Annotated in this window: 21 protein-coding genes and 2 pseudogenes; 14 read left to right on the forward strand and 9 right to left on the reverse strand. The window is 71.2% G+C overall.

Annotation, left to right across the window (positions count from 1 at the left end):
- A partial coding sequence (locus KUTG_RS66750) for a TetR/AcrR family transcriptional regulator (protein ID WP_157495705.1) occupies positions 1-270 on the reverse strand: 270 nt, incomplete at its 3' end.
- Positions 271-356: 86 nt separating this feature from the next.
- Here KUTG_RS66750 and KUTG_RS44960 point away from each other — a divergent pair.
- From KUTG_RS44960 to KUTG_RS44970, 3 genes are read left to right on the forward strand one after another with little or no spacing between them, the layout of a single operon-like run.
- Entirely contained in the window at positions 357-1,223 is an 867-nt protein-coding gene (locus tag KUTG_RS44960; protein WP_198047537.1) for a cytochrome P450, read from the forward strand.
- Positions 1,224-1,254: 31 nt separating this feature from the next.
- Positions 1,255-1,719 carry a cytochrome P450 gene (locus tag KUTG_RS44965; RefSeq protein ID WP_052396157.1) on the forward strand — a complete coding sequence of 155 codons (465 nt, stop codon included), beginning with the start codon at positions 1,255-1,257 and terminating at the stop codon, positions 1,717-1,719.
- A gap of 3 nt (positions 1,720-1,722) precedes the next feature.
- Entirely contained in the window at positions 1,723-2,463 is a 741-nt protein-coding gene (locus tag KUTG_RS44970) for an SDR family oxidoreductase (protein ID WP_043725974.1), read from the forward strand.
- Here the strand turns inward: KUTG_RS44970 and KUTG_RS44975 are convergent.
- On the reverse strand, positions 2,453-3,637 hold the full coding sequence (locus KUTG_RS44975; RefSeq protein ID WP_043725976.1) for an alpha/beta hydrolase: 1,185 nt from the start codon (positions 3,635-3,637) through the stop codon (positions 2,453-2,455). The genes KUTG_RS44970 and KUTG_RS44975 overlap by 11 nt on opposite strands.
- A gap of 5 nt (positions 3,638-3,642) precedes the next feature.
- Positions 3,643-5,184 (reverse strand): serine/threonine protein kinase, encoded by a 1,542-nt coding sequence (locus KUTG_RS54765; protein ID WP_198047538.1) that lies wholly within the window; start codon positions 5,182-5,184, stop codon positions 3,643-3,645.
- Between the two features lie 146 nt (positions 5,185-5,330).
- On the opposite strand from KUTG_RS54765, the gene KUTG_RS44985 reads away from it, so the two are divergent.
- Positions 5,331-6,014 carry a DUF6218 family protein gene (locus tag KUTG_RS44985; protein ID WP_043725978.1) on the forward strand — a complete coding sequence of 228 codons (684 nt, stop codon included), beginning with the start codon at positions 5,331-5,333 and terminating at the stop codon, positions 6,012-6,014.
- Positions 6,011-7,219, forward strand: a complete 1,209-nt coding sequence (locus KUTG_RS44990) for an exonuclease domain-containing protein (RefSeq protein ID WP_043725980.1) — start codon at positions 6,011-6,013, stop codon at positions 7,217-7,219. The genes KUTG_RS44985 and KUTG_RS44990 overlap by 4 nt, the downstream gene beginning before the upstream one ends.
- On the opposite strand, the gene KUTG_RS44995 is transcribed toward KUTG_RS44990, so the two are convergent.
- Together KUTG_RS44995 and KUTG_RS45000 are read right to left on the reverse strand one after the other, a co-directional pair.
- Positions 7,216-7,506 carry a hypothetical protein gene (locus KUTG_RS44995; protein WP_043725982.1) on the reverse strand — a complete coding sequence of 97 codons (291 nt, stop codon included), beginning with the start codon at positions 7,504-7,506 and terminating at the stop codon, positions 7,216-7,218. The genes KUTG_RS44990 and KUTG_RS44995 overlap by 4 nt on opposite strands.
- An 84-nt stretch (positions 7,507-7,590) precedes the next feature.
- Positions 7,591-8,274: a DUF2848 domain-containing protein gene (locus tag KUTG_RS45000; RefSeq protein ID WP_157495232.1), complete on the reverse strand. Its 684-nt coding sequence runs from the start codon at positions 8,272-8,274 to the stop codon at positions 7,591-7,593.
- Between the two features lie 45 nt (positions 8,275-8,319).
- On the opposite strand from KUTG_RS45000, the gene KUTG_RS45005 reads away from it, so the two are divergent.
- From KUTG_RS45005 to KUTG_RS45040, 8 genes and pseudogenes are all read left to right on the forward strand, one after another.
- Complete coding sequence (locus tag KUTG_RS45005; protein ID WP_043725987.1) at positions 8,320-9,597, forward strand: MFS transporter; 1,278 nt, start codon at positions 8,320-8,322, stop codon at positions 9,595-9,597.
- Positions 9,598-9,666: 69 nt separating this feature from the next.
- Positions 9,667-10,449: an alpha/beta fold hydrolase gene (locus KUTG_RS45010; RefSeq protein ID WP_198047539.1), complete on the forward strand. Its 783-nt coding sequence runs from the start codon at positions 9,667-9,669 to the stop codon at positions 10,447-10,449.
- Between the two features lie 114 nt (positions 10,450-10,563).
- Positions 10,564-11,732: pseudogene (locus KUTG_RS65780) on the forward strand (glycosyltransferase).
- A gap of 91 nt (positions 11,733-11,823) precedes the next feature.
- Positions 11,824-13,998: pseudogene (gene helR, locus KUTG_RS45020) on the forward strand (RNA polymerase recycling motor ATPase HelR).
- Positions 13,999-14,187: 189 nt separating this feature from the next.
- Complete coding sequence (locus KUTG_RS45025) at positions 14,188-14,466, forward strand: hypothetical protein (RefSeq protein ID WP_043725992.1); 279 nt, start codon at positions 14,188-14,190, stop codon at positions 14,464-14,466.
- The gene (locus tag KUTG_RS54770; RefSeq protein ID WP_052396159.1) at positions 14,421-15,272 is read left to right on the forward strand and encodes a sensor histidine kinase; all 852 of its coding nucleotides are present in this window, start codon (positions 14,421-14,423) and stop codon (positions 15,270-15,272) included. Before KUTG_RS45025 ends, KUTG_RS54770 begins: the two co-directional genes overlap by 46 nt.
- 13 nt (positions 15,273-15,285) lie before the next feature.
- Positions 15,286-16,353, forward strand: a complete 1,068-nt coding sequence (locus tag KUTG_RS45035; protein ID WP_198047541.1) for a hypothetical protein — start codon at positions 15,286-15,288, stop codon at positions 16,351-16,353.
- Positions 16,341-16,994 (forward strand): response regulator, encoded by a 654-nt coding sequence (locus tag KUTG_RS45040; RefSeq protein WP_043732893.1) that lies wholly within the window; start codon positions 16,341-16,343, stop codon positions 16,992-16,994. The genes KUTG_RS45035 and KUTG_RS45040 overlap by 13 nt, the downstream gene beginning before the upstream one ends.
- On the opposite strand, the gene KUTG_RS45045 is transcribed toward KUTG_RS45040, so the two are convergent.
- Positions 16,984-17,370: an MmcQ/YjbR family DNA-binding protein gene (locus KUTG_RS45045; RefSeq protein ID WP_043725996.1), complete on the reverse strand. Its 387-nt coding sequence runs from the start codon at positions 17,368-17,370 to the stop codon at positions 16,984-16,986. The two genes, KUTG_RS45040 and KUTG_RS45045, sit on opposite strands and share 11 nt — an antisense overlap.
- A 133-nt stretch (positions 17,371-17,503) precedes the next feature.
- On the opposite strand from KUTG_RS45045, the gene KUTG_RS45050 reads away from it, so the two are divergent.
- Complete coding sequence (locus KUTG_RS45050) at positions 17,504-18,295, forward strand: NAD(P)/FAD-dependent oxidoreductase (RefSeq protein WP_043725997.1); 792 nt, start codon at positions 17,504-17,506, stop codon at positions 18,293-18,295.
- A 113-nt stretch (positions 18,296-18,408) separates the two neighbouring features.
- Here KUTG_RS45050 and KUTG_RS45055 read toward each other — a convergent pair whose 3' ends face one another.
- From KUTG_RS45055 to KUTG_RS45065, 3 genes are all read right to left on the reverse strand, one after another.
- On the reverse strand, positions 18,409-19,392 hold the full coding sequence (locus KUTG_RS45055) for an amidohydrolase family protein (RefSeq protein ID WP_043726000.1): 984 nt from the start codon (positions 19,390-19,392) through the stop codon (positions 18,409-18,411).
- Positions 19,393-19,424: 32 nt separating this feature from the next.
- On the reverse strand, positions 19,425-20,006 hold the full coding sequence (locus KUTG_RS45060) for a hypothetical protein (protein WP_043726002.1): 582 nt from the start codon (positions 20,004-20,006) through the stop codon (positions 19,425-19,427).
- Between the two features lie 422 nt (positions 20,007-20,428).
- On the reverse strand, positions 20,429-20,851 hold a 423-nt coding region (locus tag KUTG_RS45065), incomplete at its 5' end, for an IclR family transcriptional regulator (RefSeq protein ID WP_369794589.1).

Consider the following 20,851-nt stretch of genomic DNA (forward strand, 5'->3'; position numbering starts at 1 on the left):
CTGCGAGATGCCGGCTCGAGTCGCGACCTCGGTGGTGGTGGTGCCGTAGTAGCCACGGCTGGCGAAGGTCTCGACGGCCGTGCGCAGCACGGTCTCCCTTCGTTCCTCCGAGGTGGAGAGCGTTCGTGGTCGCGTCCGAGGCATAGGAGTAATAAACCACTCACACTTCGCCGAGTCAAGCGAACCCGGCGAGTCCCGCTCTCGGGCACACCGAAACACGGTTTCGGGCATAGGTGAGACCCGAGGCTCGGTTGTGTCCGAAACCGACATTCGGTGTGTCCGAGAGCGTGACTCGCGGGGGTGGTTCTGGTCGGGTAACGGGGGGTGTCCGAGTGGGGGTGGTCGAACGTTCGCTCGTGGGGTGCCAAGCGGTCGGCGGCCCGCCGGAGGCGTCGGGCGGGTGGCCGCTGCTGGGGCACATCGTGCCGATCCAGCGATCACCGCTGGGATTCCTGCCAGGACTGGCCAAATACGGCGCGGTGGTGAAGATCGGGTTCGGCACACTTCCGGTGTACGTGGTGGCGCATCCGGACGCCGTGCGGGACGTGCTGGTGCCGGGCGACATCGACTACAAGCGGGGCCTGTGCTTCGAACGGCTCAAGCCCGGCCTGGGCGAGGGCATCGCGACGGCCTCGGTCGATGAGCACCGAAGGCTGCGGACGTTGCTGCAACCGGTGTTCAGCCGGGAGCGCCTCGTCGAATATTCGACGATCATGCGCACGGCGGCGGAGGAAGCGGTCCAGAAGTGGCATGACGGCGAGGTCGTCCAGGCCGACGAGGCGATGGACGACTTGGCGCTGACGGCGCTGACCCGCAGCCTGTTCCGTTTCACGGCAACAGAAGAGACGGCGGAGGCGATCAAGCACGGCATGCGCGAGCTGACTCGGACGTTGAAGGAGACGTCGGCCGGCGGCCTGGCCATCCCGGCCGACGCGGAGATGATCTACAGCCCGTACCTGCTGCACCACGACGCCCGCTGGTTCCCGGACCCGCAGCGCTTCGATCCGGACCGGTGGCTGCCGGAGAACGCGGCGAAGCTGCCCAAGAACGCCTACATCCCGTTCGCGGCCGGGGCCTACCAGTGCATCGGCAAGATCTTCGCCACCACCGAGCTGGCCATGATGACGGCGGTGATCTGCGCCAAGTGGCGGGCGGAACTGACGCCCGGCACGGAGGTTCGCGAGGTCGCCAGCGCCTTGATCACTGGTCTGGGCCCTGTATGAGCTGGGTGCCAACGCGGATCTGCGGCGGCGCATGGAAGAAGAGGTCGACGCGGCCGGTGGCGATCCGGAGCGGATGCCGTTCATCGACGCCTTCGTGCAGGAAACCCTGCGGCTGCACCATCCGCTGTGGCTGCTGATGCGGAGGGCCGTGCGGCCCACGACCCTCGGCGGAGTGGACATCACGGCCGGCAGCGAGGTGATCTACAGCCCGGCGGCGGTGCACCGCAACGGCAAGATCTTCACGGAACCGTTGCGGTTCAATCCCGATCGCTGGCTCGGCGACGCCGCGACGGAGGAGATGCAGCGCGCGTTCAGCCTGGGCAACCGGCTGTGCATCGGCGACCACTTCGCCTGGACGCAGATGAAGATCACCCTTGCCGCGATCGTGGCCGACCGCCGGCTCACGCTGCCCGCGCGCTGCCGGCCGCGGACCGTGGTCAGCAGCATCGTGCATCTCGACCGGCTGCCCATGACCGTCCACTTGAGAAACAGGTGACCCATGCTTGACGGAAAGTCGGTGCTGATCACCGGAGCGGGCTCCGGCATCGGCCGGGCCGCGGCGGAGGTGTTCGCCGGACACGGGGCGCGGCTGCTGCTCGTCGACATCAACGGCGACACGTGCAAGGTGACCGCGGAGTTGTTCGGCGGCCTGCCCTTCGTGGCCGACGTGTCCAAAGAGGAGGACGTGACGGCCATGGTGGAGGCGGTGGTCGACGCTTACATCCGGCTCGACGGGGCTTTCAACAACGCCGGCGTGGACGGGGCGTTCGAGTCGGTGGCGGAGTCGACCCGGGCCAACTGGGACCGTGTGATGGACGCCAACCTGATGGGCGTCTGGCTGTGCATGCGGGCGGAGATCCGCCACATGCTGACCATCGGCGGCGGGGCGATCGTGAACACCTCCTCGACCGCCGGCCTGGTCGGCATGGGGCTCAGGCTTTCCGCTTACGTGGCGGCGAAACACGGCGTCATCGGCCTGACCAAGGCGGCGGCGCTGGAGTACGCCACGCAGGGCATCCGCGTGAACGCGATCTGCCCCGGCACGGTGAAAACCGGGATGTACCACCAGGTCGTGGCTACCGGCGCGGTCACCGAGGCACAGATCGCCGCCATGCAGCCGATCAACCGCCCGGCCGATCCACGCGAGATCGCCGAGGCCGCGGCGTGGATGCTGGCCGACCAGGCGTCCTTCGTGACGGGGCAGGCGCTGGCCGTCGACGGGGGACTGGTCAGCCAGTGAGCCAGTCCGCGATGTCGGCCACCACTTCGGGATCCACGTGCTGCGCCGGCTCGTACTCGGCCGGCGTCGACGGGCCGCTGCCCGGCGAGAACATGTGGTTGTCGGCCTCGTACACCCGGACCGTCACGTTGGGACGGTCCGCTAGTTCTGCCTGCCACAGCGCGAGGTCGTCGTCGACGGTGACCTGGTAGTCGCGGCCACCCTGGAGGATGAGCATCGGCACGTCCAGGCGGGCGGCGGTGGCCGGCGCGTCGTAATCCCGCAGGTCCAGCCAGTACGGGGCGGGCACGCCGAACGGCAGCTCGGTGGCGGGGGTGTTGGCGGAAAGCGCAGGGCTGTCGACCATCTGCGCCCGTTGCGTGATGGCCTCGATCGTCGTCTCGGCCGCGCCGATGTACCGGAGTTGGCGCACCGTCGCCCAGTGCAGCGGCTGTGCCGCGCCGGCCAGCAGGATCAGGCCGGCGATCGCCGGTTCGGCGGCGGCGATGCGGGGCGCGATCGTGCCGCCGAGGCTGTGGCCGAGCAGGTAGATCGGCCCGATGTCGGCACGCTCCCGCAGCAGCGCGAACGCCGACAGTGCGGCCGGCGCGTACTCGTCGTACACGGTGAAATCGGCCGGGGCCGACGTCATCCCGTACGTGACCTTGTCGAAGCGCAGCACCGCGATGCCCCGGCTGGCCAGGCCCCACGCGACGTCCTTGAGCGGCTTGTTGCGCCCGATCGTCTCGTCACGGTCGTGTGCCCCCGAGCCGCTGAGCAACACCACCGCCGGGGCCGGGCCGCTCACGAAGGGCAGGCTGAGCGTGCCTTCCACCCCGTACAACGCGACGTCCTGCTCTTCGAATGTAGAAGTGTCCACATAGGACGGCGGCTCCCACGGTGCCATCGGCTCCGAGGCGCTGGCCGGGGCCAGCTGGAGTCCGGCCAGGCCGTCCGGCCCCTCGGCTGTCACCAGCGTCATCCGCCCGCGCTCGAACTCCAGCACCACCCGCGTCACGCCCTGCTCGGTGACCGGCGCGCCGGTAGACGTGAGAGCGCCGTTCTCGGCCAGCGCGGCCGTCCACGCCGCCTCCAACGCCTCCGGCGACGCGAGCGGCCGCAGCTGGGGCGCCAGCAGCCCGTGGACCTCGGCGAACCGGCCCGTCCGCAGCAACTCGACGACGTCTGGAGTCATGGCCTCTATTGTGCTGGTGCCACCGCGAAAAGCTGGCTGGGCCCGCCGGTGCACTGCAACTGCTGCAACCGGGTGTTGTCCGCGCTCGACCCGCCGGTCACGTCCAGGCAGGCATTGCTGTGCTGGGCGACCAGTTCGAAGGCGCCGTTGCCCTGGTCGACGGGCTTCCACTGCTGGTTGGTGCCGCCGCCGTAGGTCCAGAGCTGCACGTGCGTGCCGTCCGCGACCGCTCCCGCGCCGCCCTCGACGTCAAGGCCGAGCGCCGGGGCGCGGCGGCTGGCGACCCGGAAGAAGCCGTTGGCGGTGGGGATGAACTGCCACTGCTGGTTGTCCTTGCCGGACGCGCAGCTGTACGACACCACCGGGGTGCCGTCCTTCCGGCCGCCGCCGGACGCGTCCACGCACTTGCCGGTCGCCGTATTGGTGATCGTGTACCATACGCCGGCCTGGAGGGCGGTCAGCGCGGACGTCGTCGTGGTGGTGGTGGTTGTGGTCGTGGTGGTCGTCGTTGTCGTGGTCGGCAGGACCTGCGTCGTCACCGGCGGCGCCTTGCTGGTGGTCGTCGCCGCGTCCGTGCGGGGGCCGCCGCCGAAGGCCAGCAGCACACCGGCCAGGGCCGTCACGAAGACCGTGAACACGATGACCGCGCCGACGATGGTGGCGGTCTTGCGCCGCGCCTCCGGCGTCTCCACGGTCGGCGGCGGCGTGCCCGGCGTCGGCGGCTCGCTGACCGTGCGGGCGGCCTCGGCCTTGCGGCGGGCGATCATGTCCTGCACCGCCTGCGGCCACGGGTGGATCTGCTGGTGTCCGATGGCTTCCAGGATCTGGCCGGGCGCGGGACGGCGGGCCGGGTCCTTGGACAGGCAGGGGCCGATGATCCAGCGCAGGGTGTCCGGCACCGGCGTGAGATCCGGCTCCAGCTGCATGACGTTGGTCAGCGTCTGCTGCGGCGTGCCCGCCGCGAAGGGGCTCCTGCCGGTCGCCGCCGTGTACAGCACCGTGCCGTAGGCGAAGATGTCGCTGGCCCAGGACGACGGCTGGCCGGCCGCCTGCTCCGGCGCGATGAAACCGGGGGAACCGGCCAGGCCGGGGCCGTGCGTGAGGCCGAAGTCGACGACCTTGGGGCCGTCCTCGCCGAGCAGCACGTTGGCCGGGTTCAGGTTGCGGTGCAGCAGGCCCGCGCCGTGGATCTCGGCCAGCGCCGCCGCCATGCCCGCCGCCAGGACCAGCACCGACTCCGCCGGCAGCCGGCCGGCCTGCCGCAGCGACGGACCGGCCACGAACACCGTCGCCACCCACGGCACCGGCGCGTCCAGATCCCGGTCGACGATCGGCGCGGTGTTCGGGCCCGTGACCTCACGCGCCGTCATCACCTCGCGGCGGAACCCTTCGTCCCGCACGAGCGCCGGATGCAGCAGCCGCAGGGCCACCAGCCGCCCGTCCGGCGCGACGCCCAGCAGCACCCGACCCGTTCTGCCCCGCCCCAGCAGGGCAATGGTCCGGTACTGGCCCACTGCCACCGGGTCGGACGTCCCTAACGGCCTCACATCAGCTCCTCCGTCAACTTTCGGGGAGAGAGGGTAGCGGTCGGAGCAACGCCCGTGCGGCCTCCCGGTCGGTTGGACCTGCGGAATGTAACGCTCCGTGTCGTTTGACGGATGGATGGTCGTTCTTGATCTGTGTGGAGGGGACCATGACCGAAGTGCTCGACGACATCGCCGTCGTCGGCGCGGCGCCGGCGGAGCTGTCCGCGCCGGGCAGCGCGGTGGTGGCGCTGGGGCCGGGTGCGGCCGGCGACGAGATCGTGATCTGGCACGTCGATCCGCACGGCTCGCCCACCGGCTGGTGGACCTTCCCGCAGGCCGAGGTGTTCGGCGATGTCGAGGCCGCACGCCGCGTGCTGGCCCTGCTGGAGCGGCGCGCGATCACCTCGCGCGACCCGGAGGACGTGCCCGTGCTGATGACCCGGTTGACCGGCGTCGCCGGCCTCGACACCGGCCCCTGGTGGACCGCCCAGGTCTTCTCGCCGATCGACAGCTTCCGCGAGACCGTCGCCCGCCGCCACGCGTTCGCCCGCCTGGACGGCCCGATGCACTGGATCCGTGACTTCGACGTGATTCCGCCCGACTTCGACGCCCTCCGGCAGCTGTCCGCCCTCCACGCCACCTCCCACGCCACCTCCCGCGCCACCGCCGCGCAGGCGGCGGCACAGACCGCGTCCCGGCTGCTGCGCTGGCTCGTGGGCCTGTGGCTGGAGACCGAGCAGGTGAAGGGCCGGAGCCGGCCCGTCCGCGCGGCCCACGGCGCTCCCGAGCCGCTGCCGCCCTCCTGGCTGTCCGCCGTGCTCACCGCCGAGGCGAAGCGCCTGCCGCTGTGACGTACGCGGTGATCGACACGGAGACGACCGGGCTGTTGCCGGGTTTCCGGCACCGGATCGCGGAGATCGCCGTCATCCACGTGGACGCGGACGGCACGGTGACCGACGAGTGGTGCACGCTGCTCAACCCGGAACGCGACCTCGGGCCGCAGGCGATCCACGGGATCCGGGCCGCCGACGCGCGGCGGGCGCCGCGGTTCGCGGACATGGCGGGGGACATCGTCGAGCGGCTGCGCGACCGGATCCCGGTGGCGCACAACTGGCCGTTCGACGCGATGCACCTGAGGGCGGAGTTCGAGCGGGTGGGCATCGAGGCGCCGCTGGAGCCGCTGGGCGGCCTGTGCACGATGCGGGCGGCCAGCAAGGCGCTGCCGGGGTCGGGGCGATCGCTGATCGACTGCTGCGCCTCGGCCGGGCTGCCGGAGATGAACTGGCACACGGCAAGGGACGACGCCATGGCGGCCGCGGCCCTGCTGCGGCACATCCTGACCACCCGCCCCGAAGCCGTGCGGACGACCGAGCAGCACCGACGCACCGTGGGCTGGCCGTGGCCGGCGTTGACAACAGGTGTTGTCGCGCCGTTCCGGCGCACGCCGATCGGGCAGGTCGAACCGCATTTCCTGGCCCGGCTGGTGGAACGGATGCCGCGCGACGAGGAGCCGATGGTCGACGCGTACTTCGCCATGCTGGACGCGGCGTTGCTGGACCGGCGGATCTCGGCGTCGGAGGCGGACGCGCTGATCGCACTGGCCGACGACCTCGGCCTACACCGGTCGGAGGCGCTCGCGGTGCACCACGGCTACCTGCGCGAACTGGCCCGCGCGGCGTGGGCGGACGGCGTGCTGACCGAGGACGAACGCCGTGACGTGCAGACGGTGGCGACGCTGCTCGGGCTGGACGCCGCTGAAGCGGAGCGGGTGCTCGCGCAGGAGAAGACCGGGGACTCCAAGGTGACGGTCGGCGGCCTCGTGCTGCGGCCCGGCGACCGCATCGTGCTCACGGGCACCATGCGTCGGGCCCGGGAGGAGATCGTCGAACGGGCCGTGGCCGCCGGGCTGCGGGTCACCGGATCGGTCAGCGGCAAGACCAGGGTGGTCGCCGCCGCCGACCCGGACTCCCTGTCGGGCAAGGCCAAGCAGGCCCGGGAGTTGGGCGTGGCGGTGGTGAGCGAGGAGGCGTTCCTGCGCGCCCTGGACGCGATCTAGGCGGCCGGGGCCGCCGGGGGAGTGGTGGCGGTCTCCGCCGGCAGGCGCGGGGTGTGCTTGGCCAGCCAGCCGGCGGCGAAGGTGAGGCCGCCGACCACGGCGCCGCTGATCACGGCGGTGGCCCAGCCGGGCACGCCGTCGGGGAACACGTACTTGGCCACCAGGTCCATCACGAAGCTGGTGACCAGGGCGGTGGTGCTGGCCGCCTTCACCTTGGTCTCCACGGCGTGGAAGGCGCCGACCTCGGCCTTGCGCGCCTGCCGGAAGAAGAAGCGCTTGAGATCCATCTCGGCTCCAGAGTCGTCGGGGTCGAGAATGATGATGATGCCTCGGCCGGGGCCCGGGTACTCCGGCCGCCCGAAAGGACGCGCTTACGCGACCGGATCCGGCAGGCGCCGGACGTCGTACTGGCAGCGGATGACGGCGCCGGTGGCGGGATCGCCCAGCTCGACGCGCCAGGAGGCGCCGAACTGGTCGACGCCGGGGTGCATGGGGATGGTGCCGGACAACAGGACGGTGCCGGGCTCCAGCAGGTCACGGGAGCGCAGCGCGTCGAGCCAGTACTGCGGGGTGAGGAGCTCGGCGAGGGTGCCGCGCTGGATCTCGGTCCACGACTCGCCGTCGCTGACCCAGGCGGTGAGCGTCAGGGAGTCGATGCGGTCGGCGACGTCGGACAGCCGCCAGGCCTGCCGGCCGACGATGTCCGGCGCGGCCTGCTTGCTCCAGGCGACGCCGTGCACTTCGAGGTCGCGGTCGGTGTGGTCGCAGGCGACGGTCAGCAGCACGTCGTCATGGGTGACGATCATGGCCCACTCGGCCTCGCCGGAGGTGTGCCCGTGCTGGGCGGGCACGGAGTCGGCCTGGCTGACGAGATAGGGCGCCACGGGGTAGAGGCACGGGGTGGTGGTCGGCGCGGGCACGCCGAGTTCGGCTAGTTCGGCGACGTGCGCGGCGACGTCGTCCTGGCTGCGTCCGGCGTAGCCACCGTTCAGCGCGGACCGCACGAACACGGTGACTTTCTGGCCGTTGACCAGCTCAAATGTCAGTTCGCTCACGACTTCTCCCTTGCGCATGCATCTTGTATACATAGAATATGCCACATGGCTGACACCGCTGTTGACCGAAGGGCGCTGTGGCGGGCCTTCGCCGCGAGCCTGTCCGGGACCTCCCTGGAGTGGTACGACTTCGCGGCGTACTCGGTCGCCGCGGCCACCATCTTCGGCACGCTGTTCTTCCCCGGCGGCGATCCGCTGACCGCGACCATGCTGGCGTTCTCCACCTACGCCGTCGGCTACGTCGCCCGCCCCCTCGGCGGCGTGGTGTTCGGCCGGCTCGGCGACGTCATCGGCCGGAAACGGGTGCTGGTCAGCACTCTGCTGCTCACCGGCCTGGCGACCGTCCTCATCGGAGTGTTGCCGACCTACGCCGACATCGGCGGGACGGCGGCGATCCTGTTGGTGTGCCTGCGTTTCGTGCAGGGCGTGGGCATCGGCGGCGAGTGGGGCGGCGCGGTGCTGCTGTCCAGCGAGTTCGGCGAGCCGGAGCGGCGCGGGTTCTGGGCCTCGGCCGCGCAGGTCGGTCCGCCGGTCGGAAACCTGTTGGCCAACGGCGTGTTGGCCATCCTCGGCGTCGCGCTGACCGAGCAGCAGTTCCAGTCGTGGGGCTGGCGGGTGGCGTTCCTGTTGTCCGCCTTGCTGATCGCCTTCGGCCTGTGGATCCGCGTGCGGCTGGAGGAGACGCCGATCTTCCGCGAGCTGGCCGAGCGCAACGAACGCCCGAGCGCCCCGGTCACCGAACTGTTCAAGCAGGAGAGGAAAGGGCTGCTCGCCGCGGTGCTGGCCCGGGTCTGCCCCGACGTGCACTACGCCTTGTTCACGGTCTTCGTGCTCACCTACATCCAGCAGCTCGGCATGCCCCGCGCCGTCGGCATGGCCGCCGTGCTCGTCGGTTCGGCGTTGCAGGTGGTGGCTATTCCGGCCTTCGGGGCGCTGTCGGATCGCGTCAACCGTCGCAAGGTCTACCTCGTCGCCGCCATCGCCGCCGCGATCTGGCCGCTCATCTTTTTCCCCGCGGTGGCTGGGAAATCCGTGCTGTGGGTGTTCGTCGGCGTGATCGTCGCGCTGCTGATCCACTCCGCGATGTACGGCCCGCAGGGCGCCTTTGTCGCCGAGCAGTTCTCCGTGCGGCTGCGCTACACCGGCAGCTCGCTGGCCTACACCCTCGCCGGCGTCATCGGCGGCGCCCTCGCCCCGCTGTTGTTCACGGCACTGTTGGCGTGGACCGGAAGTTGGCCGGCGCTGGCCGCTTACGTCGCCGTCACCGCCGTGATCACGATCATCGGCCTGGCCATCGGGCGGGACCCGTTACCCGAGACGTAATCGCCAAACCGGCCGTCCCCCAGCAGGATTGCCCTCGTCAACGAGAACAAGGGGGACAAGATGCCTTACGTGAACGGGACTTTCTATCGCGACCAGGGCGCCGGCCGGCCGGTGGTGTTCGTGACGAGCTGGGCGCTGAGCAGCAGCATGTGGCAGTACCAGATGCACCACCTGGCGGACAACGGTTTCCGTGCGATCGGTTACGACCGTCGCGGCCACGGCCGGTCGGACGACCCCGGCACGGGCTACGACTTCGACACGCTGGCCGACGACCTGGCGGCGCTGATCGAGCACCTCGACCTGACCGATGTCACGCTGGTCGGGCACTCGATGGGCGGCGGCGAGATCGTGCGCTACCTGACCCGGCACGGCGAGAGCCGCGTGGCGAAGATCGTGTTGGTCGGCTCGACGGTGCCGTGCCTGCGGCAGCGGCCCGACAACCCGGACGGCGTTCCGGCGACCGCCGGCGACCAGTTGCTGGCCCGGCTGCGGACCGACTTCGGCGGGTGGGTCGAGGAGAACGCCGAGCCGTTTTTCGGTGGGGAGTTGCCCCAGGCGACCAAGGACTGGGTGGTCCGGGAGTGCATGAGCGTCGACCTGCACGCGGCGATCGGTTGCGTGGAAACGAACATGACCGCCGACTTCCGGCCGGAGCTGCCCAAGATCACGGTGCCGGCGTTGGTGGTGCACGGTGAGCACGACGTGTCGGCGCCGCTGGACCTGTGCGGGCGGGTCACTGCGGGGCTGATCCCCGGGGCGGAGTTGACGGTCTACACCGACGCGGCGCACGCCCTGTTTCTCACGCACACCCGGCGCCTGAACGCGGATCTGCTGGAATTTGCCCAAAAATAAGGGCGGGGATCTCCCCGCCACTATCAACTTATAGCGCACCGGGGGTCTTGCCGCAAGACCCGGGTCCTGCCGCAGAATCGCCGTCGTACTCGGCGAAAAACGGGGGAAAACCAGGTGCGTGTAGTGGTGACGGGATTCGACTCGCGCGGCGGCGTGGAGCCGTTGGTGGCGCTGGCGGTCCGGCTGCGTGAGCAGGGGGCGGACGTGACGGTGTGCCTGCCGCCGGACGAGGAGTTCGAGCGGCGGCTGGCCGGCATGGGCGTGGCGATGGCGCCGTTCGGGCAGGAGGTGCGGCCGGCGGCGACGAGGCAGGGCCCGCCGGACCTGCCGCGGCGGGCGGCGGAGGTGATCGCCAACCAGCACGAGGTGCTGCTCAAGGCGGCCGACGGGGCCGACGTGGTGGTGGCGTCGGGGGTCATGCCGGCCTGCGCGGGGGCGAGGACGGTGGCGGAGAAGCTGGGCCTCCGGTACGTCTACGCGACGTTCCAGCAGCTCACGCTGCCGTCGCCGCACCACCCGCCGATCGGCCGTTCCCGGCGGGCGCGGACATCCCGGCCCTGTGGGACTGGGACCGCGACAGCATCAACCTCCTGTTCGGGGCGGCGGTCAACAACGACCGGGCGCGCCTCGGCCTGCCGGAGGTCGACGACGTCCGCGACTACGTGATCACCGATCGGCCGCTGCTGGCGGCCGATCCGGTGCTGAGCCCGTGGCGCGAGGCCGAGCTCCAGGTAGTGCAGACGGGGGCGTGGCTGCTGCCGGACGATCGGCCGCTGCCGGCGGACCTCGCCCGGTTCCTGGACGACGGCGAGCCGCCGGTCTACGTGGGCTTCGGCAGCATGCCCATGCACCAGGCGACCGACCTGGGCGAAGTCGTGGTGGAGGCGGTCCGCCGGCACGGCCGCCGCATGGTGCTGTCCCGCGGCTGGGCCGACCTGGAGTCGGCCGGCGATGACTGCTTCGTCACGGGCGAGGCCAACCACCAGGCCCTGTTCCGCCGGTCGGCGGCCGTGGTGCACCACGGGGGAGCGGGCACGACCGTGACGGCGGCCTGGGCCGGCACGCCGCAGGTGGTGGTGCCGCAGGGCGCGGACCAGCCCCACTGGGCGAGCCGGGTGGCGGAGCTGGGCATCGGCGCGGCGCACGACGGTCCGGCGCCGACCGTGGAATCCTTGGCCGACGCGCTGGGCACCGCCCTGGCCTCGAAGAAGAGGGCCGCCGCTATCGCTGCGACAATTCCCACCGATGGGGCGGCGACGGCCGCACAAATCGTGCTGGGTTGACACGGCATGGACAATAAAAAATCGGCGTGTCCACACGAAGATGTGCGGTACCGCCGACTCTAGTTTTCAGTTTAGGCACTGTGAGGGGCTTGTGTCAACTCAGGGGTACGAGGACGAATTGCGGTCCGAGCGGGAGTACGTGGCCGACCTCTACGCGCGCCTGGACGCCGAGCGCGTGCGGGTGAAGGCCCGGCACAAGGCCGCGCTGCTGGGGACGGGCGGCACGGCGCTGGAGCGGGACGACGAGGTGCGGGCGATGGGCCGCGAGGCCAAGCGCCTGGACGTCGCCGACAACGGGCTGTGCTTCGGCCGGCTCGACACCCAGCAGGGCGAACGCCTGTACATCGGGCGGCTCGGCCTGTTCGACGAGGACGACGACTACCGGCCGGTGCTGCAGGACTGGCGGGCCCCGGCGTCGCGGCCGTTCTACGTGGCCACCGGGGCCAACCCGGAGGGCATGCGCCGCCGGCGCCAGTTCCACACCCGCGGCCGGCGGATCGTCGAGTTCACCGACGAGGACCTCGGCCGCCCCGGCGACGACGCCAGCGGCGACGCGGCCCTGCTGGCGGCGGTCAACGCCCCGCGCGGCGAGGGCATGCGGGACATCGTGGCGACGATCCAGTCCGAGCAGGACGAGATCATCCGCCTCGACAACCCGGGCGTGCTGGTGATCGAGGGCGGCCCCGGCACCGGCAAGACCGTGGTGGCGCTGCACCGCGTCGCCTACCTGCTGTACACGCAGCGGGAGCGGATGGAACGCCACGGCGTCCTCGTGGTCGGCCCCAATCCGGCCTTCCTGAACCACATCAGCCGGGTCCTGCCGTCGCTGGGCGAGTCCGACGTGGTGTTCGTGACGCCCGGGGACTACGTGCCGGGCCTGCGCGTCACCGCCGAGGACACGCCGGAGGCGGCGCGGGTCAAGGGCTCGCTCGCGATCGTGGGCGTGCTCAAGGCGGCCATCGCCGACCGCCAGCAGGTGCCGGAGGAGCCGATCCCGATCGAGCTGTCGGGCATCACGCTGCGGATCGACGCCTCGGTCGCGGAGTGGGCGATCGAGGAGGCGCGGGCCGCCGACCTGCCGCACAACGAGGCCCGCGACGTGTTCACCGACATCATCACCTACGTGCTGACCGAGCGGGCGCTGGGCCGGCTGACCAAGGGCTGGCTGTCCCGCAGCGACAAGGAGGAGTGGGAGAGCCAGCGCAGGCACCTGACCAAGCAGCTCGCCGAGAACGAGCGGTTCACGGACGCGCTGAACGCGCTGTGGCCGATGCTCACCCCGCAGTCCCTGTTGCAGCCGCTGTACGAGTCCAAGGCGCGGCTGGGCCGGGCCGGCGCGGACCCCGCGCTGTACCGGGCCCAGGGCGACGCGTGGACGGTGTCGGACGTGCCGCTGCTGGACGAGCTGGTGGACCTGCTCGGCCGGGACAAGACCGCCGACCGCGCGGCCGCGGCGGTCGCGGCCCGCACGCAGCGGGAGGCGGCCGAGTACGCCGAGGCCGTCATGGGCATGCTGGAGATGGACCGCGAGGAGATCTCCGACGACTTCTCGCTGCTGGCCAAGGACGTGGTCAACGCCATGTCGCTGGCCGAGCGCCAGGACGAGGTCGACACCCGCGACCTGGCCGAGCGGGCCGCCGCCGACCGCGACTGGACCTACCGGCACGTGGTGGTGGACGAGGCGCAGGAGCTGTCCGAAATGGACTGGCGGGTGCTGATGCGGCGCTGCCCCAACCGGTCCTTCACCATCGTCGGCGACCTCGCGCAGCGCCGGTCGGTGTACGGCGCCACCACATGGGGGGAGATGCTGAAGCCGTATGCGGCCGACCGCTGGGCCTACCGGTCGCTGACCGTCAACTACCGCACGCCGGCCGAGATCATGGCCGTGGCGGCGTCGCTGCTGGCCGAGTTCGCGCCGGGCGTCCAGCCGCCGGACTCGGTGCGCGCCTCGGGCGTGGCGCCGTGGTCGCGGAAGGTCACCGCGGACGAACTTCCCGGCGCCATCGAGGAATTCGTCCGGGACGAGGCCGGCCGTGAGGGCACGAGCGTGGTGATCGGGCCGCCCGGGACGCCGGGCACGGTGCCGGCCTCGGAGACCAAGGGCCTGGAGTTCGACGCGGTGCTGGTGGTGGATCCGGACCGGATCCTGGCCGACGGACCGCGTGGGGCGGCCGAGCTTACGTGGCGCTGACCCGGGCCACGCAACGGCTGGGGGTGCTGCAAGGGGACGCTGCCGTCGGCGCTGGCCGGTCTCGTCGAGGGGTAGGAAGTCAGACGGGCTCGGCGCACAGATTCGCCGAGCCCATCTTCCCCTCTTCGATACTGCTCCCCCGCGGACAGCTCCTCGCCCCGGTGTCCCCCCGCAAGCGGTTCCCCGTCCGACACCAACGATGCGCCATACTCCGTGCCGATGATGTCGGGTGAACACCCCACACGTGGGTCGGTCGAGGGACAGTTGACGCGCGCCGCGCTGCGCATTCTGGCGGTGGCGCGGCTGGTCGTCGCCCTGGTCGGGGGCCTTTTGGGCGTGATGTCCGCCCCGTCGGGCCACGAGCTGCGGACCACGGTGATCGTGATCACCGTCTCGGCGTGGAGCGTGCTGTACGCGAGGTGGCTGTGGCAGGGGCCGCCGCCCGGCCTGGCCTGGGCCGACGTGGCGGTGCTGAGTGTGGTCGGGTTGTTGCAGCCGTGGACGTGCCGCCGCTGTCGGTCGGCAACGGCCAGGGCTGGGTGATCACGCTCGTGTCGGTCGCCGTCGTGTTCCACCAGTGGCACACCAAGCCGGTGTCGGGCCTGGTGTCGGCGTCGGTGGTGACCGTGGCGTTTCTGGTCGGGGCGTGGTGGACCGCGCCGGACCTGTGGGTCGGTGCGGCGGCGATCGGGGCGTGGACGCCCGTGCAGGCGATCCTTTCCCGTGTCCTGAACACACTTCTCGTGCAGGCCGCGCGAGCGGCCGACGTGCAGGAATCCCGGGCGGTGGCGGCGCGGCGCGAGGCCGCCGTGGCGGAAGCCGTCCGCGCCGACGAACGCGCGCACGCCGCGATGCTCCACGACACGGCGGCGACAACGTTGCTGATGGTGGGGCTGGGCGAGGTCGGTTCGAGCCGGCAGTGGGTTCGCGAGCAGGCTGGGCGGGATCTCGAGGCGTTGGCCGGCGAGAACCTCGACGTCGCCGAGGGAGACGCGTTGCCGGCTTTGCTGGAGGTAATCCACGCGAGCCGGGTGGCCGTCGACCTGACCGCGCCGGATGCCTTGCCGTTGCCGCACGAGATCGCCACGGCCGTCCGCGGCGCGTTGCGGGAGGCCCTGAACAACGTGATCCGGCACTCCGGCGAAACCTCGGCGACGGTGGTGATCACCGTCGAATCGGTGGTGATCACCGACCGTGGCAAGGGATTCCGCCCCGAGAGCGTGCCCGAACGGCGACGCGGCGTGGCCAACTCCATCGTCGACCGCCTCGCCGCGGCCGGCGGCCGGGCCGTGATCACCTCCGCGCCGGGCGAGGGCACCACCGTGCGGCTGGAGTGGGATCGTGGCTGACACCATGCAGCGGATGCGAGGACGCCTCAGGATCGCCATTCTGATCATCGCCACCGCCGACCTGACCGCGCTCGACCTGCCGGCGCTGATCACGCACCTGGACGTCTACCTCGTCGCGTGGCCGGTCGTCGCCGCCTACCTGACGTTGATCGCGCTGCTGGCCACCGAAGGCGTGCTGATCGTGCGCGGCCGGTCGTGGGGCGCCTGGCGCTGGCCCGCCCTCGGCCTGACGCTGGCGATCTCGGTGCTGGTCAACGCCCTCATCCCGGTGGCCGAGGTGCCGGGCTACGCGAACTGGCCGATCGACGCCATCGGCTGGATCGCCGTCATCCTGCTGGTCGACCACCACCTGGGCGTGCTGCTGGCCGTGCTGGCGGCGCACTTCGCCACCAACTTCGTGCACCTCGCCCTCGGCGGCGAGCTGACACCGCTGGTGCTGATCAACGTCGGCACGGACGTCGTGACGATCGGCGCGTTCCAGGTCACCGCCGGCGCGGCGACGTGGATGTGCCGGTACGCCGCGCGCACCGCCGCCCGCGCGACCGAGGCGGAGGCGGCGGTGCGGGCGTCCGAGGCGATTGCGGCACGCCTGCACGAAGACCGTCGCCGGCGCTCGCTGGAGCTGGAAGCCGAGGTGCGGCCGCTGCTCACGGGCCTGGCCGACGGCTCGCGCGACCCGGCGGCCGACCAGACCCGCCGCGACTGCGCCATCGCCGCCGCCCGCATGCGGCGGCTGTTCGCCGGAATCGACGACGTCGACGACCACCTGCTGCACGAGCTCAAGGCGTGCGTGGACATGGCCGAGCGGCGGGGAGTCCTGGTCGACCTGTCGACGCAGGGCAGCTGGCCCGGGCTGTCCCTGGCCGTGCGGCGAGGGCTGACCGAGGCGCCGGTGCGGGTACTGAGCACCGCACGGAATTGGGCGCGCGTTACGGTTCTGGGCACAGATTCGGGCGTGTCGGTCAGCGTGGTCGCCGACGGCGACGCGGCGGGCATTCCCGCGCGGGCCGACGGCGCCGTGATGATCACCACCGTTGAGGACGAGGACCGCCTGTGGGTGAAAGCGACGTGGCAGAGCTGATTACCGCGGTGATCATCGACGACCACCCCGCGATCACGGCCGGGGTGAAGGCGTGGTGCGCGGCCGCCACACCCCCGGTCGAGCTGATCGACGCCGACGGCCGGATCGGCCGGGCCTGGACCGAGCCCGGCGCCTCGGCGCGGGTGGTGATCTTCGACCTCCAGCTCGGCGGGCCGCCGGCCTTCCGCGAGCTGGAGCGGCTGGTCGACGCCGGCCGGCAGGTGATCGTCTACTCCCAGCGCTCCGACCGCGACACCGTGCTGACCTGCCTCGACCTCGGCGTGTTCACCTATCTCACCAAGGCCGAGGGGCCCGACCATCTCATCCCGGCGATCCGGGCCGCCGCCGCGGACCTGCCCTACACCTCGCCGTCGCTGGGCGGCGCGATCAGCACCGACCGCCGCCCCAGCCGCCCGCAGCTGTCCGAGCGGGAGATGGAGACGCTGGTGGCGTGGTTCGAGTCCGACTCGAAACGCCTGGTGGCCGGCAAACTCGGCGTGTCGATCAAAACCGTGGAGACCTACATCGACCGGGTGCGGATCAAGTACGCCAACACCGGCCGGCCCGCCCGGACCAAGGCGGCGTTGGTGGAGCGGGCCATTCAGGACGGGCTGATCGGCATGGAGGACCTCACCGGCTGACCTTGCTCCGGCGGCGCGGCAGCGCCTTGGCCACCTTGGCGAACGGCAGGCCGTCGGCCAGCTCCTCGGGCGCGCTCAGCCGCCACGCCTCGTACACCAGCTCGGCCAGCTCGTCGGCCTCGATGCCGTCCAGGTACACCACGACCCAGCCGAAGCCGCCCGAGGTGTACTGCTCCTCGAACACCTCGGGCCGTTCGGACACCAGCGCCTGCTGCTCGGTGATGGTCTGCTTGAGGCCGACGGTCTCGGTCCGCGGCCAGTAGTAGCCGAACCGCTTGCCGCGCACGCTGAACGAGGTCCAGTCGTGCGCCTGCGAGCTCTCCACCTCGGCGAGCGCGTCCACGACCCGGTGGAACACGGCGCTGCTGACTCCCATTCGTCGGAGTCTACGCAGGGGGTCCGACAGATCGCGGCTTCGCTGCTGCCCTTGCGGGCAACTAACGGTCACGTTTCGCCTGCGGTGCGTAACGTGGCGGGTAGTCGAGTCGCATTCGTTGGGGGACAACATCATGTCGACTTCCGCCTGGTTCGAACGGCTCAGCGATCCGCGGCCGCCCACCGGCACACCCGTTCTGTTCGACCGCGCCGTGGTGATGGGCGGCAGCGTCGCCGGGCTGATGGCCGGCCGCGTGCTGGCCGACCGCACCGACGAGGTGATCATCGTCGAGTTCTCCGGCGACGCCGCGACCAGCGTCCGGGTCGAGGCCGGCGGCGCGGAAACCGTGGAGCGGGCCGACTTCGTGGTGGACGCCATGGGCCGGTCCAGCCGGCTGGGCGACTGGTTGGAGCAGGCTGGCTGGCAGCGGGCGCCGATGCAGCGCATGACCGTGGACCTCAACTACGCCAGCGCCGTCTTCCGCCGCGACGACGAACCGCCGTACACCTTCGTGCTCAACGCCTACTCGCCGCAGACGTCGTCGACCAGCGCGGGCGCCTCGGTCAGCCAGATCGAGGGCGACCGGTGGCTGGTGCTGGTCGCCGGCTACGCGGACCACCGGCCGGGGCAGACCATCGAGGACCTGATCCGGGTCTGTCGCGAGGAGCTCACGCCGGAGTACGCCCACGCCGTTTCTGGCGAGGTCGTCGAGGGCGTGCGCACCTACCGGCATCCCGGACCTTTCCCGGCCGGCCCGCGGATTCTTCGCGCGGCAGAAGGTCTTCGTCGACGCCGCATGGTCGTTGTCCACCGGGGCCGACCTCCAGCTGCCACACGTCACCGGGCCATACCCGCGCTTCTACCGGATCCGCCAGTGGTTCAACAACCAGGTCGCCATGGCCACCCGTGCACGACCCGGAGCTGAACCGCCTGTTCGACGAGGTCACCTTCCTCCTCCGCCACCCCCGCGCCCTGACCCGCCCCAGCCTCCGCCTCAAGGCCATGCGCCTGAACCGCCGCCCCTGAACCCCTCGGGGTTCAGGGGGCGAGGTTGAATTCGCGGAGGGCGTTGGTGCGGCCGATCTTGTGGCGGTCGGTCTCGCTGATGGCGGCCGAGTCGAACCAGCGGGCGGCGTGGTCGACGTTCTCGAAGGGCCAGTCGGTGGAGAACAGGATCCGGTCCGAGCCGAGGGACATGATGGCCGACACCAGGGTCTGGGTGGTGAAGTTGCCGGACGTGGTGATCAGGAAGTTGGCCAGGAAGTAGTCGGCCACCGCCCGCCGCGCCCGGTAGCCCGGCGCCCGCCGGCCGTGCCAGGCGTTGTGGTTGTCCAGCCGCCACAGGCCGTACGGCAGGTTCTCGCCCAGGTGCCCGAGCACGATCCGCACGCCGGGGTGGGCGTCGAACAGGCCGGAGCCGATGAGCCGCAAGGCATGCACGGCCGTCTCGTGGCCGAAGGCCCAGGCCGGGCCGAGCAGCCACTGGTGCTCCCCGTACACCCGCGCGTCCCGGGGCAGCGGATTGCGCGGGTGCAGGTAGAACGGCACGCCCAGGCGCTCGACCTCGGCCCAGAACGGCCGGTGGTCGTCGGTGTCGTAGTGGGTGGTAGAGCCGTCCTCGTCGACCTCGGAGAAGCCGTTCACCAGCGCGCCGACGAAGCCGAGGTCGACGACCGCGCGCCGCAGCTCCTCGGCCGCCGCCTCGGGATCCTGCATCGGCAGGGCCGCGAAGCCACGGAACCGGTCCGGCCGTTTCGCGACCTCGTCGGCCAGGAAGTCGTTGGCCCGGCGAGCGAGGTCGACCGCCTTGGCGGCGTCCGGAACGGCCTGTACCGCCGGCGAGTTCAGCGACAGGAGCATCAGCTCCACGCCGTTCTCGTCCATCTCGCGCACCCGCCGGTCCTGGATGTCCAGCAGCCGGGACCGCAGCTCCGGCCAGGACTCCGCCGGCGCGTACGGCTGCGAGTCGCCGATCGTCTCCTCGGTCGCGAAGTGCTCCTCAAGCGCGATCTTCCCCAGCACGGTGGTTCTCCTCTTCTCGGCGCGTGATCGGGTCAGGCGGAAACGCGGTCCTCGATGAGCTGGCGGCGGACCCGTCCCGGGTTGTAGAGCGCGCCGATGTGCGCGCCGAAGATCAGGTGCCACAGCCACACCGCGAACGGGAACTGCCAGCCGTGGCCGAACGAGAAGATGCCGAAGCCCTTGCCCGGGGCGTAGATGAACGGCACCAGCAGCGTGATCGCGATCAGCGCCAGGATCGTGCAGAACACCTGCGCCTTCAGGAAGTTGCCGGCCTCGGTGTCCCGGAACGGCAGCCTCGGGTGGGCCAGGAAGGCGAACACCAGCGTGAACGCCATGCCGTCGAGGTAGTGCATGAACTGCCCCACCGCGTACGAGGCCGCCGTGCCCTCCGGTGTGTTCGGCGCCGCCACGATGCCGTTGTGCAGCGGCCAGGGCAGCTCCGGCAGCCCGATCGCCGGCATGAAGTAGCCCAGCGTGGTCGCCATCTGGGTGGCGACGAACCCGACGACCAGCACCGACGCCACCGGGTGCCGGGCACACCAGCGGAACCACACCTTGTCGGCCCGCACCTCCGGCACCGGCTCGACGGACACCTCGACGACGCTCGTGGACATGACCGTTCCTCCCGCCGTTGGGATTCACCAATGTGGAGCGAGCTTACGAGTAGTGAATCCCGCTGTCGAGACCCGCCCGCTGCTCGATTCGAGTGAGCCACCCCCGACGGCCCTGTCGTGGCCCCGCTTAGCGAAGGCAAACGTCACATGCGCTCCGTACTTGCCTCCAGGCGCCACATGCGGAGCGCGTGTGGCAGCCGCTGCCTCCCTGTTTGCGAGAGCAAATGCCACGTGTGCGCCACAGTCCGCTTTCAGCGCCACTTGTGCGCCACATGTGGCGAAAAGAGGGGGTGGGGGGAGTGGTGGTGCGCGCGGCGGAAGGAGGTTGGGGGAGAGGTGTGGAGCGGGCTCGAAAGGGGTATCGGCCGTCGCGCGGCGGCGAAGGCGGTGGAGGCGCGAAGGTGTGGAGCGCGCGGGCAGGGCTAGGCGGCGCCGCCGAGTTCGGCGGACATGCGGGTGGTGGTCTCGACCAGGTCGGCGGTGACTGCCGCCAGCTCCGTGGCGTCGGTGCGGGACGGTAGGGCCAAGGCCACGGCGAGGGGCAACGACGCCGTCAGGACCGGGGCGGCGACGGAGGTGACGCCGGGGATCATGGCCTCGCTGGTGTGGGCGAAGCCGTGGTCGAGGACGGCCTGCCGGGCGGCGGCCACGCCGGCGGGGTCGTGGTCGCCAAGGAGGGGAGAGGTCAGCGCCGAAGGCAGGTGGGCGAGGAAGACGAGACCCACCGACGACGTGGTCAGGGGCATGGTGGCGCCGATGCGGATGGTGATGGGCAGCGGATGGACGCCGTACTCCCAACGCACGAGCACGGGACCGTGATCACCCCATACGGCCAGGTGACGGCA

This window comes from Kutzneria sp. 744 (assembly GCF_000568255.1).
GTDB lineage: Bacteria > Actinomycetota > Actinomycetes > Mycobacteriales > Pseudonocardiaceae > Kutzneria.

Coding starts and splice junctions, on each gene's coding strand:
- KUTG_RS44965 (WP_052396157.1), top strand. CDS start 1,255: ATGGAAGAAGAGGTCGACGCGGCCGGTGGCGATCCGGAGCGGATGCCG.
- KUTG_RS44970 (WP_043725974.1), top strand. CDS start 1,723: ATGCTTGACGGAAAGTCGGTGCTGATCACCGGAGCGGGCTCCGGCATC.
- KUTG_RS44975 (WP_043725976.1), bottom strand. CDS start 3,637: ATGACTCCAGACGTCGTCGAGTTGCTGCGGACGGGCCGGTTCGCCGAG.
- KUTG_RS44985 (WP_043725978.1), top strand. CDS start 5,331: ATGACCGAAGTGCTCGACGACATCGCCGTCGTCGGCGCGGCGCCGGCG.
- KUTG_RS44995 (WP_043725982.1), bottom strand. CDS start 7,506: ATGGATCTCAAGCGCTTCTTCTTCCGGCAGGCGCGCAAGGCCGAGGTC.
- KUTG_RS45005 (WP_043725987.1), top strand. CDS start 8,320: ATGGCTGACACCGCTGTTGACCGAAGGGCGCTGTGGCGGGCCTTCGCC.
- KUTG_RS45035 (WP_198047541.1), top strand. CDS start 15,286: ATGCGAGGACGCCTCAGGATCGCCATTCTGATCATCGCCACCGCCGAC.
- KUTG_RS45045 (WP_043725996.1), bottom strand. CDS start 17,370: ATGGGAGTCAGCAGCGCCGTGTTCCACCGGGTCGTGGACGCGCTCGCC.
- KUTG_RS45050 (WP_043725997.1), top strand. CDS start 17,504: ATGTCGACTTCCGCCTGGTTCGAACGGCTCAGCGATCCGCGGCCGCCC.
- KUTG_RS45060 (WP_043726002.1), bottom strand. CDS start 20,006: ATGTCCACGAGCGTCGTCGAGGTGTCCGTCGAGCCGGTGCCGGAGGTG.